The 15,526-nt window shown below is 41.6% G+C and carries 18 protein-coding genes; 15 read left to right on the forward strand and 3 right to left on the reverse strand.

What is annotated here, in order from left to right; genetic code table 11:
• Nucleotides 1-18: 18 nt before the first annotated feature.
• A complete protein-coding gene (locus M1K46_RS05595; protein ID WP_256225271.1) occupies nt 19-423 on the reverse strand; it encodes a hypothetical protein in 405 nt (134 codons plus the stop codon).
• A gap of 209 nt (nt 424-632) precedes the next feature.
• Between M1K46_RS05595 and M1K46_RS05600 the strand changes: the two genes are divergently transcribed.
• The 12 genes from M1K46_RS05600 (at nt 633) to M1K46_RS05655 (ending at nt 9,768) form a co-directional block, all read left to right on the forward strand.
• Nucleotides 633-1,661 (forward strand): serine hydrolase domain-containing protein, encoded by a 1,029-nt coding sequence (locus tag M1K46_RS05600; protein ID WP_256225273.1) that lies wholly within the window; start codon nt 633-635, stop codon nt 1,659-1,661.
• A 158-nt stretch (nt 1,662-1,819) separates the two neighbouring features.
• Nucleotides 1,820-2,308: a hypothetical protein gene (locus M1K46_RS05605; RefSeq protein ID WP_256225274.1), complete on the forward strand. Its 489-nt coding sequence runs from the start codon at nt 1,820-1,822 to the stop codon at nt 2,306-2,308.
• A gap of 267 nt (nt 2,309-2,575) precedes the next feature.
• Nucleotides 2,576-3,718: a WXG100 family type VII secretion target gene (locus M1K46_RS05610; RefSeq protein WP_256225275.1), complete on the forward strand. Its 1,143-nt coding sequence runs from the start codon at nt 2,576-2,578 to the stop codon at nt 3,716-3,718.
• 33 nt (nt 3,719-3,751) lie between these two features.
• The gene (locus tag M1K46_RS05615; RefSeq protein ID WP_256225276.1) at nt 3,752-4,531 is read left to right on the forward strand and encodes a hypothetical protein; all 780 of its coding nucleotides are present in this window, start codon (nt 3,752-3,754) and stop codon (nt 4,529-4,531) included.
• 43 nt (nt 4,532-4,574) lie between these two features.
• A complete protein-coding gene (locus M1K46_RS05620) occupies nt 4,575-5,036 on the forward strand; it encodes a DUF5085 family protein (protein ID WP_256225277.1) in 462 nt (153 codons plus the stop codon).
• On the forward strand, nt 5,033-5,479 hold the full coding sequence (locus tag M1K46_RS05625) for a DUF5085 family protein (protein ID WP_256225278.1): 447 nt from the start codon (nt 5,033-5,035) through the stop codon (nt 5,477-5,479). The genes M1K46_RS05620 and M1K46_RS05625 overlap by 4 nt, the downstream gene beginning before the upstream one ends.
• 98 nt (nt 5,480-5,577) lie before the next feature.
• Nucleotides 5,578-6,039, forward strand: coding sequence for a VOC family protein (locus M1K46_RS05630; RefSeq protein ID WP_053355122.1), 462 nt, complete (start codon nt 5,578-5,580; stop codon nt 6,037-6,039).
• The gene (locus M1K46_RS05635; protein ID WP_256225279.1) at nt 6,014-6,565 is read left to right on the forward strand and encodes an AAA family ATPase; all 552 of its coding nucleotides are present in this window, start codon (nt 6,014-6,016) and stop codon (nt 6,563-6,565) included. Before M1K46_RS05630 ends, M1K46_RS05635 begins: the two co-directional genes overlap by 26 nt.
• A gap of 156 nt (nt 6,566-6,721) precedes the next feature.
• Nucleotides 6,722-7,480 (forward strand): transporter substrate-binding domain-containing protein, encoded by a 759-nt coding sequence (locus M1K46_RS05640; protein WP_053355120.1) that lies wholly within the window; start codon nt 6,722-6,724, stop codon nt 7,478-7,480.
• A gap of 60 nt (nt 7,481-7,540) precedes the next feature.
• Nucleotides 7,541-8,185, forward strand: coding sequence for an amino acid ABC transporter permease (locus tag M1K46_RS05645; RefSeq protein WP_053355119.1), 645 nt, complete (start codon nt 7,541-7,543; stop codon nt 8,183-8,185).
• Nucleotides 8,182-8,910, forward strand: a complete 729-nt coding sequence (locus M1K46_RS05650) for an amino acid ABC transporter ATP-binding protein (RefSeq protein WP_053355118.1) — start codon at nt 8,182-8,184, stop codon at nt 8,908-8,910. The genes M1K46_RS05645 and M1K46_RS05650 overlap by 4 nt, the downstream gene beginning before the upstream one ends.
• Nucleotides 8,911-9,078: 168 nt before the next feature.
• Nucleotides 9,079-9,768, forward strand: coding sequence for an N-acetylmuramoyl-L-alanine amidase (locus tag M1K46_RS05655; protein ID WP_256225280.1), 690 nt, complete (start codon nt 9,079-9,081; stop codon nt 9,766-9,768).
• A gap of 45 nt (nt 9,769-9,813) precedes the next feature.
• Here M1K46_RS05655 and M1K46_RS05660 read toward each other — a convergent pair whose 3' ends face one another.
• A complete protein-coding gene (locus M1K46_RS05660; protein ID WP_256225281.1) occupies nt 9,814-11,016 on the reverse strand; it encodes a PLP-dependent aminotransferase family protein in 1,203 nt (400 codons plus the stop codon).
• A 225-nt stretch (nt 11,017-11,241) separates the two neighbouring features.
• Between M1K46_RS05660 and M1K46_RS05665 the strand changes: the two genes are divergently transcribed.
• The 3 genes from M1K46_RS05665 (at nt 11,242) to M1K46_RS05675 (ending at nt 13,769) form a co-directional block, all read left to right on the forward strand.
• Nucleotides 11,242-11,991: an alpha/beta hydrolase gene (locus M1K46_RS05665; RefSeq protein WP_256225282.1), complete on the forward strand. Its 750-nt coding sequence runs from the start codon at nt 11,242-11,244 to the stop codon at nt 11,989-11,991.
• Nucleotides 11,992-12,181: 190 nt separating this feature from the next.
• Complete coding sequence (locus M1K46_RS05670; RefSeq protein ID WP_256225285.1) at nt 12,182-13,186, forward strand: hypothetical protein; 1,005 nt, start codon at nt 12,182-12,184, stop codon at nt 13,184-13,186.
• A 22-nt stretch (nt 13,187-13,208) separates the two neighbouring features.
• Nucleotides 13,209-13,769 (forward strand): hypothetical protein, encoded by a 561-nt coding sequence (locus tag M1K46_RS05675; protein WP_256225286.1) that lies wholly within the window; start codon nt 13,209-13,211, stop codon nt 13,767-13,769.
• A gap of 209 nt (nt 13,770-13,978) precedes the next feature.
• Here M1K46_RS05675 and M1K46_RS05680 read toward each other — a convergent pair whose 3' ends face one another.
• Complete coding sequence (locus M1K46_RS05680; RefSeq protein ID WP_256225288.1) at nt 13,979-15,472, reverse strand: flavin monoamine oxidase family protein; 1,494 nt, start codon at nt 15,470-15,472, stop codon at nt 13,979-13,981.
• Nucleotides 15,473-15,526: the final 54 nt, after the last annotated feature.

Raw genomic sequence — 15,526 nt, forward strand, 5'->3', positions numbered from 1 at the left:
GCTCTTTTTGTTGTTCTATTAATCATAAGCATAGACCTTTGAATTCCCTCCAGACCATTTCTGGATATATAATTCCGCTTGTCCATCCGTTCCGTCTACATATTTACTAATATTGTGATACACGACACAGCCTTTGCTATCAAATCCGATATTAGGGAAGCTAGGCTCATAGCCAGTCGGGTCTTTTTCTTCATAAGAGACCCAGTCATCCGGATTAAAAGGATCTTCCTCCATCATCCGGTAGTTTCCTTCTTTACTGTTCTTGCTAAGGCAGAATTTAAAGCTTCCTCCGCCTGACTTGAAATTCTTGCTTTGCTTCGTAAAGACATCACTGCCCTGGTAATCCCAGCCTGCATGTGCGGTTGTCGGAATAAGCATGGAAAGTACAAAAAACACCAGAATGAAGCCTGATTTCTTCATCACTTTTCACCTCCTCCTATTGAAACATAGGGGTATGAGGTTACGATGATTATTGGTTCGGCTTTTTGTGGTGTTTCATTGGACGAGATAGATTGGATACTTTCATTTTATTAAATATGAAGAAATAAGAAAAGCAACTTAGTGATCAAAAAGAGGATTTGGTAAAAGAATGTCAAAGTTTTGAATAACGAATAGATGGTGGAGGAAGAGTTATGAACAAGCAGATTATTGAATACATACAATCGTTGGCCGCTGAAATTCATTTTTCAGGCTCGGTATTTGTAAAGCAGGGGGACCAAATCCTGGCAGATTATAGTTTTGGACTGGCGAACCGTTCGGAGAAGATGAACAATGTAAGTGATACAAAGTTTGGAATTGCGTCGGGAAGTAAGCTGTTTACGGCTATTGCGATTTGTCAGCTGGCTGAAGAGGGGCGACTGTCCTATCATTCTTTATTGGGAGATTGTTTAAACCAGTCTTTCCCTCACTTTTCTCAGGAAATCACCATCCATCAATTGCTGACTCATACTTCAGGTATTCCTGACTACTTTGATGAAGAAGTTATGGAAGATTACGAGGACCTATGGATCAACAAGCCGATGTATCACGTTCGTGGTCCGAAAGACTTTTTACCGTTGTTTCAAAATGAAAAAATGAAGTACGATCCAGGAAGCAAGTTTCACTACAACAACGCGGGCTATATCTTGCTTGGCTTGATTGTTGAACAGGTTAGCGGAATGGCATTCACCGACTATGTAGAGAAAAATATATTTGAGAGAGTCGGAATGGATGCTGGTTACTTTGAAACGGACAGTCTGCCGTCGAAAGCAGCTTTAGGCTATATCGATCAAAGCGATGGAAGCTGGAAGACGAATATATTCTCCTTGCCGGCAAAAGGAGGTCCAGATGGCGGGGCCTATATCACGGCATGTGGGATAATTCAGTTATGGGAGGCTTTAACGGCAGGGAGGTTATTGGATAAACAGAACGTTCAACAGCTGCTTGCACCCCATATCCGTGTAGATGACTCAACTGCATATGGCTATGGAATCTGGATGAAGACTGAAAAACATTCAGTGACTAAACACATTTTGATGGGCTACGACCCAGGAGTGAATTTCCGAGCCGCCTTCTATCCGCATCCCTCACTCTGTATTTCTGTTTGCAGTAATCAGTCGGGAGGAGCGTTTGACATGATCAAAGGTATTGAGAGTGAACTAATGAAAGAGATGACTTCTTAAACAAAGGCTGTTTTCGTATAGATTGATGCTTTTTTTAAAGTGTACAAAAAAGTGAATTCATTGATTAAGAGAGGGATAACTTTGACTACTGGTTTTCGGGTGGACTCTATGGTCTGGTCCGAATTTGTTTCTATGGTAAAAGAACGGGAGAAGATGGAATGAAAGCAAAAACGTTTTGTATTATTTTAGGAATACTACTCCTAACGGGGTGTTCTTTATTTGCGACCGGGAAAGAGAATCTCACTTTGTATGATACTTCCTATGGTGCAATCCATAAAGGAGCGAAAGAAGAAGAAATTACGGAAGAAGATATAATGGGAAGAACCGAAATAGCGGGAGATGTTTTTATCTTCTACGAGAAGAAGGTTAGCGATGGAGATGCTATAGGTGTCGTCAACATTGGTAAAAAGAATGGAAAATATACTTGGTATCGGTCTTCTCCTGAGATCCAAATAAAGAACCAGAAAAATAATTCCTCACCCTCTGTTCATTTCAAGGTAGATTCCCTGTCCAAACACAAGTATACGGTTTATCTGGGAAGAGCAAAATCAAACCTTCATGGGATTGATACAGTCAATGGAAATCGAGTTGCGCCTACCATTGATAAAAAGCGTCAGATCTATTACTTCATGGAGCCCATTCGATAGCGAGAACGCAATAAAAAAGAGAAGGTAGAATCCTTGGCAAACATTCCGAAAAGAGCCTAAACAAAAGAGCGGTGCTGTTCCTTGGGACGGCACTGCTCTTTAATCTAGAGTTTTTCTTTAGCCTTAATAATCTTTAGTAGAATGGTATTATTTGGATTTTGGAGTTAGAAATTAGAAAGTGGGAGTTTTTAGTAATATAGTCCAATACATACAGCCCTATTTCTTTTTTACAATAAAAAGAGAGAAGAAAGGCAGGAGAAGAAAGTAATGAGTCGTGTAAATGTGAAACCGGATGAACTTAAGGCTCTCGCTTCCGATGTGGGCAAATTGGCAGCACAGAGCAAAGAAATCAAAGCGAACTTACAATTAAATTATTATTCCATGCAGAGCAATGGGCAGGGCATAAATCTATCAGCCATCAGTCCGCTTTACAACAGCCTCATTCAACAGATGGAGCATTATGGTACACTTTTACATAGTGCACAAGATGTCGTAAAGAAAACGGAAACTAAATTTCGTGAGGCGGATCAGCAGTTGTTTAGTGCCGACGGCTTTACTAGTTTCTTGAGCGGTACTTTATTTGCTACAGTAAGGCAAGGGGTTTCTAATGTAAGTAAAAGTATTAAATATGGAAGGGTTTCTACTGCATTAACGATTAGCCAGTATCTTAAGTGGAAATATGATTTCAAAACTCTTTTTGACCCAGACGGCCGAAAGGGAAGAGGAGCGTATACCTTATCCGCACGAAATAATAAAGATTTAGTAACAATAGCCAAGATGCTAAAGCTAAATAAAGACGATGATGCTTTCATGAAATATATTCGGAATGGTTTTAAGTTTGATGATTTAAAAACGACTAAATCACAAATTAAAAAAGCAAAGGCAACGATCTATAAATTACCGGATTTTGTAGCACATCAAGAGTTTAAAAAAGATCTTGGAAAAATTGGATTTACTAAAGCTTTCGGGAAACAAGCATTGAAAGGCTTTAAATCATCGTATGCCGACAGTTTGAAAAATCTCAATCCAGCGAAATGGAAATCAACCTTTAAAGAGGTTGGAAAAGTTGGAAAAGCAGTAAAAGGATTAGCTGTGGTAGGATCTGCATTATCCGTTGCCGGTAATGTCATAGAATCACAAAAAGACGGCTGGCAAGGTATGGATGCGGCTGATATCGTTACAGATTCAGCAGTAGATATTGGTTCAATTGCTGCTTCAGCCGGTGCCGGAGCGGCTGTAGGCTCGTTAATTGTACCACCTGTCGGAACGGTGGTTGGGGCTGGTGTGGGTATCGCTGCCTCGTTTGCAATGAATTATAAATCGGACTTCCTTGGAGGAGAGAGCATTGTTAGCGGCACGAAAAAAGCGATAAAGGGAGTAACACATAAGATTGCTTCTGTTTTCTGGTAGAATTACTCGTTAATTATTAAGGTGGAGAAATATATGTGGAACATTAAAGAAGAAGACTTATCTGAATTTAAAGTTACATCCAAAAATCGGCTTAATCCTGTTAATAATGTTTCATTTATGTATGGAACGATCATTTGGAGTTCCATGGTTATGTTTTTTATTATTCTTGGGTTAGTTAGATTTGGCTGGGCTGCTTTTCCAACTGCTTTTGAAAAGATAGTAGTTATTGTTGAGCTTTTGTTTTACAGCTTGCAGATCGTCTTATTATTCTTCTATTCAAAACCAAAGAGGTTTATTAAGTTTCAAAAGTCGCTTTCAAAAGTGACCTTGTTTTATTCTTTTCAACTCGCAACCATTGGATTTGTTACTGTAGTCATTCGGGGGGTTTTTAACTTTCCAAATGATACTCTTACGCTAATATATGTAGGATTATTGATAGCGGGCGGTATAATTACTCACTTCTTATGCACGCTAAATACTTTTAAACAAGCTGAAAATGGAGCTTTTAATGAGGGAGAAAACTCTACTGGATTTTTCAATAAAACTTTTATTTATACGGTTATTGCAGCCTTAGTTTATACCTTCGTTTTATTGATATTAATTTATGTACATAACTTTGGTGAAACTTCATTGGGGGATATGATCTTTTACTTTGTTCTATCAGTCATACTTTATGGTGTTGCTGTAGGTACAGCAGAATTTCATTTGTTAGCCTACTGCAAACGTAAATTCCCTTCTTTCAACATAACTTGGCAAGAATATCAGCGTGAGAATAAAGCGATGATAAAAAAACAAAGTCGTAAAGCAAAATAAAAGAAGAAACTGAGCTAGTGAAAGCAGGAGAGGAGTGGTCTTATTGAAAGTTCAATATAAATCTTTATCGCTATTAAACTTAATCAGTATTACTCAAGTGGTGGAAAAAGAGGAGTGGCTGTTGCCGGCTATCGCTTTAAGGAGCCAGGTCGTAAACAATGGAATCTATCCGGTAGGTCCGGTGCTTTTCAAATTCCAGCCCTTAGAGAATGATCCTGCTTCCGGGGAGTTTACATACTGTGTACCTGTGAATGACCGAGTAGAACTAGAAAAAGGTTCTGCTTATGAATATATTGACGCCTTAGTCATTGAGGAAGCTCTATGCGTTCGTTTTACAGATGAAGACGGCAGCATAGAAGAAGTGTATCAATTGATTCAAGAGACTGCGGAAAAGAATCATATTACACTCGATCCAAGCTTTTATCATGTTTGTTTGGATGTATTTGGAGAAACGTGGTTGGATGTTTACGCTCCTATTGTTGAAGTAGGTGAGCCCGCCCTATGATAGGTGAAGATCAAAGCATCGCATACTCCAATGTGGTCTCAAAGGAATATTACTTCCATTACAGTGAGATGGAGAGAGTGATCGAGGATCTATTATCAGAGATTGCAGAAGTCAATTTAACCATTAAAGGTCCCCTGTTTTATGCATTAAAAAACATACCGAAAGATGAAAACATGTATATTGAATTATTCATGCCCGTTCAGGAAGATAAAATCCCCTCCTCTAAGTCTCTCAGGTTTAGAAGCTATTATTATGTGGATGAAATGCTTATGAAGCGTTTTACAGGGAATTACGAAACCTTAACGGAATTTGTCTATGCTGAGTTGTTTCAATATATGGTAGATAACAATTTGAACTTAGCATCACCTATCTATCATATCTTTGGCGGTGATGAATCCATTCAGTATGTGGACGTAAAGATTTCGGTGTTTAGTGAGGAATAAATAAAAAAATTCTTATTGAAGTATAAATTCACCCTGATTTTTCCCACCAAGAGATATCAGGGTTTTTTATGTACTCTAACCTAAAGGAGGTTTTTTAGATGAAACCACGAATTACGGTTATTACGTTAGGTGTCAATGATTTGGAACGGTCGGTAAAATTCTATCGGGACGGGTTGGGATTTCAGACAGAAGGAATTATCGGAACAGAGTTTGAGCATGGTGCGGTGGCTTTCTTTGACTTGGAATCAGGGGTAAAGCTCGCCATATGGAATCGTAAAGATCTTGCCCATGAGGCTAAGGTGGCACAAGGCACACCAAACCCTGCTGAGTTTACGCTTGGCCACAATGTTGGAAGCAAGGCAGAAGTGGACCAAGTGATGAAAGAGGCAAAAAGAGCAGGTGCTGTGATCACCGACCCGGCACATGACGCGTTCTGGGGCGGATATTCCGGGCATTTCCAAGACCCTGATGGCCATTTGTGGGAAGTCGTCTGGAATCCGGAGTGGGAGATTGTCATTAGAAAGGAGGTCTACCATGTTAAGGGACACGGTACTGAATGATCTTATAACTCAAAAAGGGAAGGATGCTGCTCCATTAGTGGTCATGATGTGTGGGGTAGCTGGTTCTGGCAAGACCACATTTGCTCAAGAGTTGGGGAAAGAGGGCTTTGTCCGTCTTTCCATTGATGAAGAGATTTGGACCACCCATGGCCGATATGGAATTGATTTTCCTGCTGAAGTCTACGAGAAATATAAGGAACAAGCGGATATGAAGCTTCGAAAATATATGGTGGTATTGATTCAAGAGAAAAAGCAAGTAGTTGTTGATTTTAGCTTTTGGCAGCGTTCGAGAAGAGAACGATATAAGCAGCTTATTGAAGATGCAGGAGGGGTGTGGAAAGTCATTTATTTGAAAGTTCCTCCTGATGAATTACGCAGGCGCTTGAATATAAGAAGCCAGCGTTTTGATGCCAATGCTGCTTTTCCAATTACAGAAGTAATATTAACTTCTTATCTGAATGGTTTTGAAGAACCGTCTGGTGAAGGAGAAATCGTTATTGAAACCATGGGAAAGCAGGGGAATTAATTGTTGAAACCTTACATAACGAGGCTTGAAGAAACGGAATTGCCTTTTGCCGAGCAAGCGGGTTGCTTCTGGAATAAGAAATAATTATAAATCTTTTCACAATATTTATGGTATTCTAAAAGTCGAGATTTAATTTACATAAAAGGGAGGATTATCATGAAAAAACTAAGTATCTTCGGTCTGGTAATGATTCTATCATTGTTATTGGCTGCATGTGGCGGAGACAAAGAAGACGCCAAAAACAAAGTGTATAAAGTCGGGGTTGATACAACCTACCCTCCGTTTGAGTATGAAGAAAACGGAAAACAAAAAGGGATCGATATTGATTTGATCACAGAGATTGCTAAGAAAGAAGGCTTTAAAATCAAACTGGAGCCGATGAATTTCAAAGGGATCATTCCTGCCCTGCAAGCGGATGAGCTTGACATTGCCATTGCGGGCATGAGTATTACGGACGAAAGAAAGAAAGTAGTAGATTTCTCTGATCCATACTTCAAGGCAGGACTTACTCTGGTCGTGGCCAAGAACAACAATAACATCACATCCCAAGATGATGTGAAAGGAAAAACGATTGCGGTTAAAAAAGGGACAACCGGTGCCCAGTTTGCTGAAGAATTGGCTAAAAAGAAAAATGCGAAAGTGGTTCAATTCAATGATAGCCCTTCTATGTTCCAGGAAGTTTCCAATGGCAATGCCGACGTATTGATTGAAGATTATCCTGTCGTTGCCTACGCGATTGCACAGAAGGATCTTGGTCTTAAGATTGTAGGAGACCGCCTCAATGGTGACAACTATGGTATTGCCGTATTAAAAGGCGAGAATGAGGATGTATTGAAGAAAATCAACAAAGGCCTTGCGGATTTAAAGAAAAGCGGGAAATACGACGAGATCGTCAAAAAATACTTAAAAGAATAATAGGTTAGTTAAAATACGACGCGCTCACAGCGCGCCGTATTTTTGAAAGGAGAGTTTGTTATGGATGCAATTACAAAAGCGATGCCCTATTTGATAGAAGGGCTTCAAGTTACCGTCTATATTTTTATCGCAGCACTCATTTTAGGATTAATCATTGGGTTAGTCATGGCGCTGCTTCGTCTTTCGCCGCTAAAAGCATTGAATTTGATTGCTAAAATTTACATTGATGCCATCCGTGGTACTCCCATTCTGGTGCAATTGTTCTTTATCTATTTTGGGCTTAACTCTTTAGAATGGATTTCCATGGACAAAACAACCGCTGGAATTGTGACTGTCGGTCTTAATGCCGGCGCGTACTTTGCTGAAATTATCCGGGCCGGTATTCAATCCATCGATAAAGGACAAACCGAAGCTGCGCGATCTCTGGGGTTAACAGGGTTACAGAATATGCGGTTTATCGTATTGCCTCAGGCGGTCAGAAGAATGCTGCCGACGTTTACAAACCAAGCCATCATAAGCTTAAAGGATACCTCCCTATTATCGATTATTGGAATTGCGGATCTGACGCAGCAAGGTGAGGTTGCCACCTCAGCCACCTTTGAGGCTTTTAAGATTTGGTTTGTTGTCGGAATCATTTACTTTATATTAATCTATCTTCTTTCCCTGCTGGCAAACTTCCTCGAGAGGAGATTTGAATTAAGATGAGTATCATTCAAGTGAGCAATTTAAAGAAGTCATTTGGAACGTTAGAGGTTTTAAAAAGTATCAATGCAGAAATTCAAGAAAAAGAAGTGGTATGTGTGATTGGTCCTTCAGGGTCAGGGAAAAGTACGTTTCTGCGCTGCCTTAATAAATTGGAGGACATTACAGACGGACAAGTAATCATCAGAGGCCAAGATATTACGGATTCAAAAATTGATATTAATAAAGTCAGACAAGACATCGGAATGGTGTTTCAAAGCTTTAATCTTTTCCCGCACATGACGGTCCTGGAAAATGTAACACTTGCACCTATTAAAGTGCGTTCCGTTTCTAAGGCGGTTTCAACAGAGAAGGGCCTGGAGCTATTGGCTAAGGTTGGATTGAAAGAAAAAGCAAACAGCTATCCAGGCCAATTATCAGGAGGCCAGAAACAGCGTGTGGCCATTGCGAGGGCGCTTGCCATGAACCCGAAAATCATGCTGTTTGATGAGCCAACGTCAGCTCTTGATCCAGAAATGGTAGGAGAAGTATTAGAAGTTATGAAACAATTAGCTCAAGAAGGGATGACCATGGTCGTCGTGACACACGAAATGGGCTTTGCCCGCGAGGTGGGTGACCGGGTGTTATTTATGGATGGCGGCTATATTGTTGAAGAGAATGTTCCAAGTGAATTATTTGGAAACCCTCAGCACGACAGAACCAAATCCTTTTTAAGCAAAGTATTATAACGATAAGCAATCAGAAGACCACCCCAAGTCAGACTCTTGGGATGGTCTTTTTTTATATAATTAAGAGGGGTAGGCCTGTCCAAACCATTGCTAGATTTTTTACATAGAATAATAGAGAGAATGAGATTGTTCTTTCTCAAGTTTTTAACAACAGGGAGTGTTTAGTAGATGGTTAAAATCTTTATTGACCCTGGGCATGGCGGTGATGATGCAGGAGCCGTCGGGGATGGCCTTCAGGAGAAAAATATCACCCTGCAGATTGCGACTCGGATCAAGAATATATTGTTAGTCGAATATAATAATGTGGAAGTTAAGATGAGCCGAACGTCTGATGAGTTCGTATCGTTAAATGAAAGAACTGACGCAGCCAACAACTGGGATGCGGATTATTTATTATCTATTCATATTAACGCTGGCGGCGGGACAGGCTTTGAAAGTTATATCTATCCTGGTACAAGTGCACCTACAACTGCTTATCGCACCAATATTCACGATGCCGTAATCGACTTAGTCGATTTCACGGATCGCGGTAAGAAAACGGCAGACTTTCACATGCTGAGGGAGTCCAATATGCCAGCAGTCCTAACTGAAAATGGTTTTATTGATACGTCTGCGGATGCCGCAAAATTAAGATCCAGTTCTTTTATTAGTAGCATAGCGCGTGCCCACGTGAATGGTATCGTAAAAAGCTTTAAACTCACCAAGAAAGCAACAGCCGTCTATCATACGGTCATGCCAGGCGATACCGTTTATTCGATCAGTAAGATGTATGGAACTTCGGTAGGAAAAATAAAACAGTGGAACAACCTGGACAGTGACTATACGATTTATGCAGGACAAGGACTGCGGGTTAAATAATAAAAAAAAGGAACCGCTTTTCAAAGCAGGTTCCTTTTGCATTTCTTATGAATAAACTACTTCCTTCTGAAGTGACTCTTTAAACAGCTCTGTCATTATTGTAATGCCGCTTTCGATCTTCTCAATTGTCGGGTGGCTAAAGTTCAGGCGCAATGCATTCGTTTTCGGCAGGGTGGCAAAGAACGGTTCGCCTGGTACATATGCAACGCCACGGGAGACAGCTTCCGGCAGAAGGAGAGTTGTGTTAACGTGTTCGTCGAGCTCAAGCCAGAAGAACATGCCGCCTTTTGGTTTGGTTAATTTTAATCCTGGCAGGTTGGCTTCTCCCAGACAGCGGTACATGACGTTCATCCGTTTTTCATATTCTGCAATCAGGCGGTCGATATGGCCGTCCATATCAAACCCTGTACAGAAATGATAGAGTGCCTGCTGTGACAGGGAGTTGGAATGAAGATCATTTGCCTGTTTTGCCTGTGACATCATGCGGACAATTTGAAATGGCCCGGCGACCCAGCCTGTACGAAGTGCCGGTACGGCTGTTTTTGAAAAGGTGCTCGTGTACAGGACACAGGTTCCATCGTCCAGTGCAGCAAGCGGAGTGTAGGTTTCCTCGCGGTTGAACTGAAGATCACCGTACGGATCGTCTTCAAGGATCACAATGTTATGCTTATGGGCTGCTTGAAGCAGTTGTTTCCTGCGCTCAAGTGACCATACCTTTCCGGCAGGATTGGAGAAGGTAGGAACGACATAGATGCATTTCGGCTTGTATTCTTTGATTTTGTGCGCCAAGTCCTCAGGAATCATGCCATCTTCATCAGATGCGACACCAATCACACGTGCTTCATAGGATTTAAATACCTGTAGCGCTGCGAGATACGTAGGGTCTTCGGTCAGGATGACGTCTCCAGGGTTCAGCATGACACGGGAAAACAAGTCGATGACCTGCTGGGACCCGGTTGTCAGCATCACATCTTTTGTAGTGTAGTTTGTAATGCCTTTGCGTGACATCCGTTCAAGGATGACTTCACGAAGCGGTAAATATCCTTCTGTCTCCATGTATTGGAGAGCATGCTTTCCGGATGCAAACACTTTAGCAAATGCTTCTTCAATTCCTTCCAAAGGAAAAAGCTGATCATCTGGCAGGCCTCCGGCAAAAGAAATGACGCCTTCCTGGTTCACGACTTTTAAAATATCTCTCACGGCAGATGATTGTAATGAATAAATGCGATTGGCAAATGAGTACTTCAACACGGACACCTCTGTTTAAAGTTTTAAAGAACATTTTACTCTTTCTGTATTTAATGTCAATGACCTTTCTCGAATTAATTCAAAATTATGTGTTAATTTTCAAATAATTACTAAATTTATGACTAATACTTTAAGAAGAATGATCTAATCATTCTCTTTTTTCACTTTTAGGGCAGGTTGTTTATGATACATTGGGAGCAGAACAAAGTGAACGGAGGATCAGTCATGAAATTAGTTTCAGCAAAGCCTTTTACCTTTGAAGGCGGCAAGCGGGCCGTCCTGCTTCTGCACGGATTTACAGGAAACACGGTGGATGTTCGGGAGCTCGGCCGATTTTTAAACGAGAAAGGCTATACGTGCCATGGCCCATTGTATGAAGGGCATGGAGATACGCCTGAAAAACTAGTCACCATACGGGCGGAACAGTGGTGGAAGAACGTCGTAGAAGGATATCGCTTTTTACAGAAGCAAGGCCATGATGAGATTGCCGTTGTCGGTATCTCTCTTGGTGGCGTGTTTGCCTTGAAAATGGCATACACTTTTCCGGTAAAAGGGCTCGTCTCCATGTGTGCGCCAGTTAAGCCGAAAAGCGCAGAAGACTTGGGCCGGCACGTCAGTCTTTTTACGAGGAGATATAAAACGATCCTACGAACTCCGCCGGAACAGATGGAAGAAGAATGGGGAAGCTTGAAGCCGCAATCAGCCAAGATGGTTCAAACCGTACAGGCGGTGATTGAGGAAGCAGGGAAGCATATACAGGAGATTACGTGTCCTGCACTCGTTGTACAATCGGGTAAGGATCATCCCGTCAATCTGGAAAGTGCGGACCTTCTTTATGAACGGATTTCATCTGACCAAAAGTCGCTGATCTGGTATGAAAACTCTCCGCACCTTGTGACGAGGGGACCTGAGAAAGAAAAGCTGCACGAAGACATTTATCAATTTTTAAAAGAGCTTGATTGGGGAAGATTTTGAGGGAAGATGACAAGAAATTGTCAACTTCCTTTTTGTTATTTTTTAAAATAATTGTAAAAATTATCAGAACAATGTAAATAAAAGCAATCATTCGGACGAATTCCTTTTATATACAAAATTTTTATGAATGGGGGGAAGTATAGGGCCTTGTTTTTGCACATTTAAAGTCAAAAAAGAAGAGGGGAAAGAGATGAACAAGCAAGTGGGGTTACTTGGTAAGTACATTGGTAGAGTATTCGTTTCATTAGCAATGGTTGTGATGTTTGGTTTTGGATATATGCTTCCGGTTAAAAATGTAAGCGCTGCCACACCGCCGCCATCCGCACAAAGCTATTACATGGACACTGTTGATACAGTGACATTATATGATATGGGATACCAAAAAGGCCTAGCAGATTACAAGAAAGCGGGAATTCAGAACAGTATGGTTATTCTTGATTTCGGTGGACAGTCTTCGCCAACGAGTTTGTCTCTTTTCGGGATGCCGGATGCCACGCTGACTCAAGTTGGGGCAGCGGTCGAAGCTTACTCCCGGGGATATTGGAAAGGCACAGCAAGTGATTCACTATCCACAGTTCATATCATTGTCGGAACGAATAACTCCTATACCGTTACGTATGAAGGCGGCCAGAACTTTGCCAATATGATCGATGATATTAACAGCCATAATAACACAAATTCTTATTCTGATCAGGTTGAAGTAGATGGCGGTAACGATATGGAACCGGGATACGATCCTGTATCGACTACCACAGAGTGGGTGAAAGGCTATGATTCTGTTAACAGCTATTCGCTCTATAATTATGGTTCTGCGGACGGATGCTACCACACCAACCTTAACTCGGGCACCATCAATTATTCGTGTAATAACGGCTGGACCTATAAAGATATTCAATATATTTCCTGGGGAGCATCGCCTGCATGGCCGCTTCCGGAAATTTATGATAACAGCGGCGATATGGCCGAACAGTGGCAGAATATTGCCAAGTACTCTGCCGTCACTGCTGCTAAACCGATGCAATTCAGCGCTTCTTTAACCCAATATGCTGCTTGTACGAATACAGGATGCCATACGGAGCTCGATAACACGCCAAGCCAGGGCTGGACCCAGCTGTACAACGAACTATACAGTGATTCAAAAACCAAAGCTGCTACAAATTATCCAATGCTCTCAACGGATATCCGTTGGCATTAATTCCATTTGAGGGGTGAAAGACATGAAAAAAATAGCAATTTCACTTATAACAATGGCTGTATTGTTTGGAGCAGGAGTTACTTATTACCATGTATCTGCTTCTGGCACTTATGATAATCTTCCAAAAGAAAAAAGAGAGATTATGGAGCGAAAAGCACAGAACAAAGTTAAAGCGAGAAATGACAACATCTCCAAGAAAGATGGAGTGGACGGTCCGCTTGTTGTTCAGCATGACCGCGCGGTGACGGCTCAAATTTTGACGCATGTGGAAGACCCGGTAAACGACCAAAAAGCTAAATTCACAAATGGCTGGGTCAGCCCGATCAAAAACGGTGAGATGAGCGGCAAGAATGTAACCGTCGAAGCCGGAGCATTGATTAATGATTCCGCGCAAGGCTATGTCTTTGTGAGGTCGGAAGGAGACAAACGCAAGTATATGGGGGAAAAAGAATACAAGACCCCAAGCAAACATGGCGAAGTTAAAATTATTGGTGCCAAAGGATTTACGTTAACTCTTCAGGCAAAAGACGGAAAAAAATGGTCATTTAACATCCCCACTGGAACATTTAAAGATATAAAATAGAATCATATGAGGGCTCTGGATAACAATCTGGAGCTCTTTTCCTTAAGTCTTTTTTTAGGAGGGGAAAGAATGGATATTGCATTAAAAGACCATATTTATAACCTGGGATGACTTCTGGAGTTCACGAGCTCAGGACGAAGGATCAGCAAACAGGATTGTTTTGATGGCTTGGGGGTGCCGGGGATGGCCATGAAGGAACTGAACCTTCATCATCCATCACCTCCAAAATAGGTTCGGGGAAGATTGGTCACCTCATGGGCAACCCTGATGCCAGATTGAATGGCTCCTTCAATCCAGGCAGGAGCAGTCGATGTATGTTCCCCTGCAAAATGGACTCTTCCTTCAGGTGTAGGAATATAAGGGAACAACTCTGTTTCCTGGGATGGCTTAAACATGGAAAAGGCGCCTCCGGAGAACTGATACTGTGACCAGCTATGAGAGGCTCCAGTTAAAAAATCATCGTACATTTGCTTGCCGTGAACCGTTGCCAAATTATCCAAGGCATTTCGAATCCGATCTCCCTCAGGCAAGTTATCCCATGACAGGGTATCATCTTCCCAAGTATAGCTGGCTAAAATAATGCCTGATCCTGTAGAACCAATTAGGTGGCTTGGATAATTAGCAAAACGAATGGGCAGGTCGGTCATCAATTTCCCCCCATGGATGCCTTCTCTTTCCCAGAATCTTTTTTTGAATTGAAGTCCTATTTTCGTAGAAGCTACGTAATGAAGTTCCCGGATCGCTTTCCATTTGTCATGAGAGAACAAATTACGCGGCTCAATCTCAACGAATGATAGTAATGAAAAGGGGATCGTTATAATTGCCAGATCGCCGGTTACCGTTAATGGCCGCTGGCTTTTGGTATGTCTAGAATGGATGGTCACCTGGTTGTTATTTTGAACAATCTTTGTCATTTGGTACCCGAAATTAAGATTTTCCTTCAGCAGGGGTAAAAAAGCTTTGGGCAGTCTGTCGTTGCCTCCTTCCACTTCATAAAACTGTATGGCAGGACTGAAGAGCGGCAGCAATTCCCTGAGAATTGCAGGAAAAGATAGTTCAGGAAAGCCTTCCAGTCCAATCAAAACCTTTATACTCTCAATTGCCCCCGGAGATAAACTGGGTCCGACAGGATTGTACAGAAGAAAAAAAGACATCGGGTATTTATCAAAGTCTTTCACAACCCTTTGCCAGTTTTTGAGGGGATTCTTTTGGATATAGTCGGCAATGGGCTTTATCGCCATCATAAGTAATTGTTCAGCAGATTTCCCCCTTTCATGAGGAGCGACAGGATAGTTTAATATATCCGGATTTCGCTGGTATTCCATTTGATTGGTTTTGATTCCGTTTGCATAAATCAGATCATTGGAGGTGACATTCAAAAATCTGTTCGTACGCAAATTGAATTTCTTTATATATTCCAGTACTAAATAATGATCATGCGGAATTCGCATAGCTCCAACATCCAGGTACAAATCATCCATAAAGGGGCTGCGCATCGTATAAACCCGGCCGCCTACACGTTCCGTTGCCTCCAGAACGGTAACATCATGCCCGGCTTCTTTTAATAAAGAAGCTGCCACCAGCCCTGACATTCCAGCCCCGACGACAATGATTTTCTTTTGAAAAGCAGATAAGCCAAGGCCATGCTGAATGGTGGAAAGCATTTGTTCTGTAGATAACTGTAGTGCTCTGTTAACTGCCATGTTTGCTCCTTTCAGCTATTGTGCCATTAACGGAAACTGCCTATTTTATTACCA

The sequence above is a fragment of the Fictibacillus sp. WQ 8-8 genome (assembly GCF_024494405.1).
Taxonomy (GTDB): Bacteria; Bacillota; Bacilli; order Bacillales; family Fictibacillaceae; genus Fictibacillus_C; species Fictibacillus_C marinisediminis.

What these genes read in the sequence shown, in the direction of transcription:
- M1K46_RS05610 (WP_256225275.1), top strand. Translation starts at nt 2,576, where the DNA reads ATGAGTCGTGTAAATGTGAAACCGGATGAACTTAAGGCTCTCGCTTCC.
- M1K46_RS05680 (WP_256225288.1), bottom strand. Translation starts at nt 15,472, where the DNA reads ATGGCAGTTAACAGAGCACTACAGTTATCTACAGAACAAATGCTTTCC.
- M1K46_RS05615 (WP_256225276.1), top strand. Translation starts at nt 3,752, where the DNA reads ATGTGGAACATTAAAGAAGAAGACTTATCTGAATTTAAAGTTACATCC.
- M1K46_RS05635 (WP_256225279.1), top strand. Translation starts at nt 6,014, where the DNA reads ATGTTAAGGGACACGGTACTGAATGATCTTATAACTCAAAAAGGGAAG.
- M1K46_RS05630 (WP_053355122.1), top strand. Translation starts at nt 5,578, where the DNA reads ATGAAACCACGAATTACGGTTATTACGTTAGGTGTCAATGATTTGGAA.
- M1K46_RS05675 (WP_256225286.1), top strand. Translation starts at nt 13,209, where the DNA reads ATGAAAAAAATAGCAATTTCACTTATAACAATGGCTGTATTGTTTGGA.
- M1K46_RS05645 (WP_053355119.1), top strand. Translation starts at nt 7,541, where the DNA reads ATGGATGCAATTACAAAAGCGATGCCCTATTTGATAGAAGGGCTTCAA.
- M1K46_RS05605 (WP_256225274.1), top strand. Translation starts at nt 1,820, where the DNA reads ATGAAAGCAAAAACGTTTTGTATTATTTTAGGAATACTACTCCTAACG.
- M1K46_RS05655 (WP_256225280.1), top strand. Translation starts at nt 9,079, where the DNA reads ATGGTTAAAATCTTTATTGACCCTGGGCATGGCGGTGATGATGCAGGA.
- M1K46_RS05665 (WP_256225282.1), top strand. Translation starts at nt 11,242, where the DNA reads ATGAAATTAGTTTCAGCAAAGCCTTTTACCTTTGAAGGCGGCAAGCGG.
- M1K46_RS05640 (WP_053355120.1), top strand. Translation starts at nt 6,722, where the DNA reads ATGAAAAAACTAAGTATCTTCGGTCTGGTAATGATTCTATCATTGTTA.
- M1K46_RS05625 (WP_256225278.1), top strand. Translation starts at nt 5,033, where the DNA reads ATGATAGGTGAAGATCAAAGCATCGCATACTCCAATGTGGTCTCAAAG.
- M1K46_RS05670 (WP_256225285.1), top strand. Translation starts at nt 12,182, where the DNA reads ATGAACAAGCAAGTGGGGTTACTTGGTAAGTACATTGGTAGAGTATTC.
- M1K46_RS05600 (WP_256225273.1), top strand. Translation starts at nt 633, where the DNA reads ATGAACAAGCAGATTATTGAATACATACAATCGTTGGCCGCTGAAATT.
- M1K46_RS05650 (WP_053355118.1), top strand. Translation starts at nt 8,182, where the DNA reads ATGAGTATCATTCAAGTGAGCAATTTAAAGAAGTCATTTGGAACGTTA.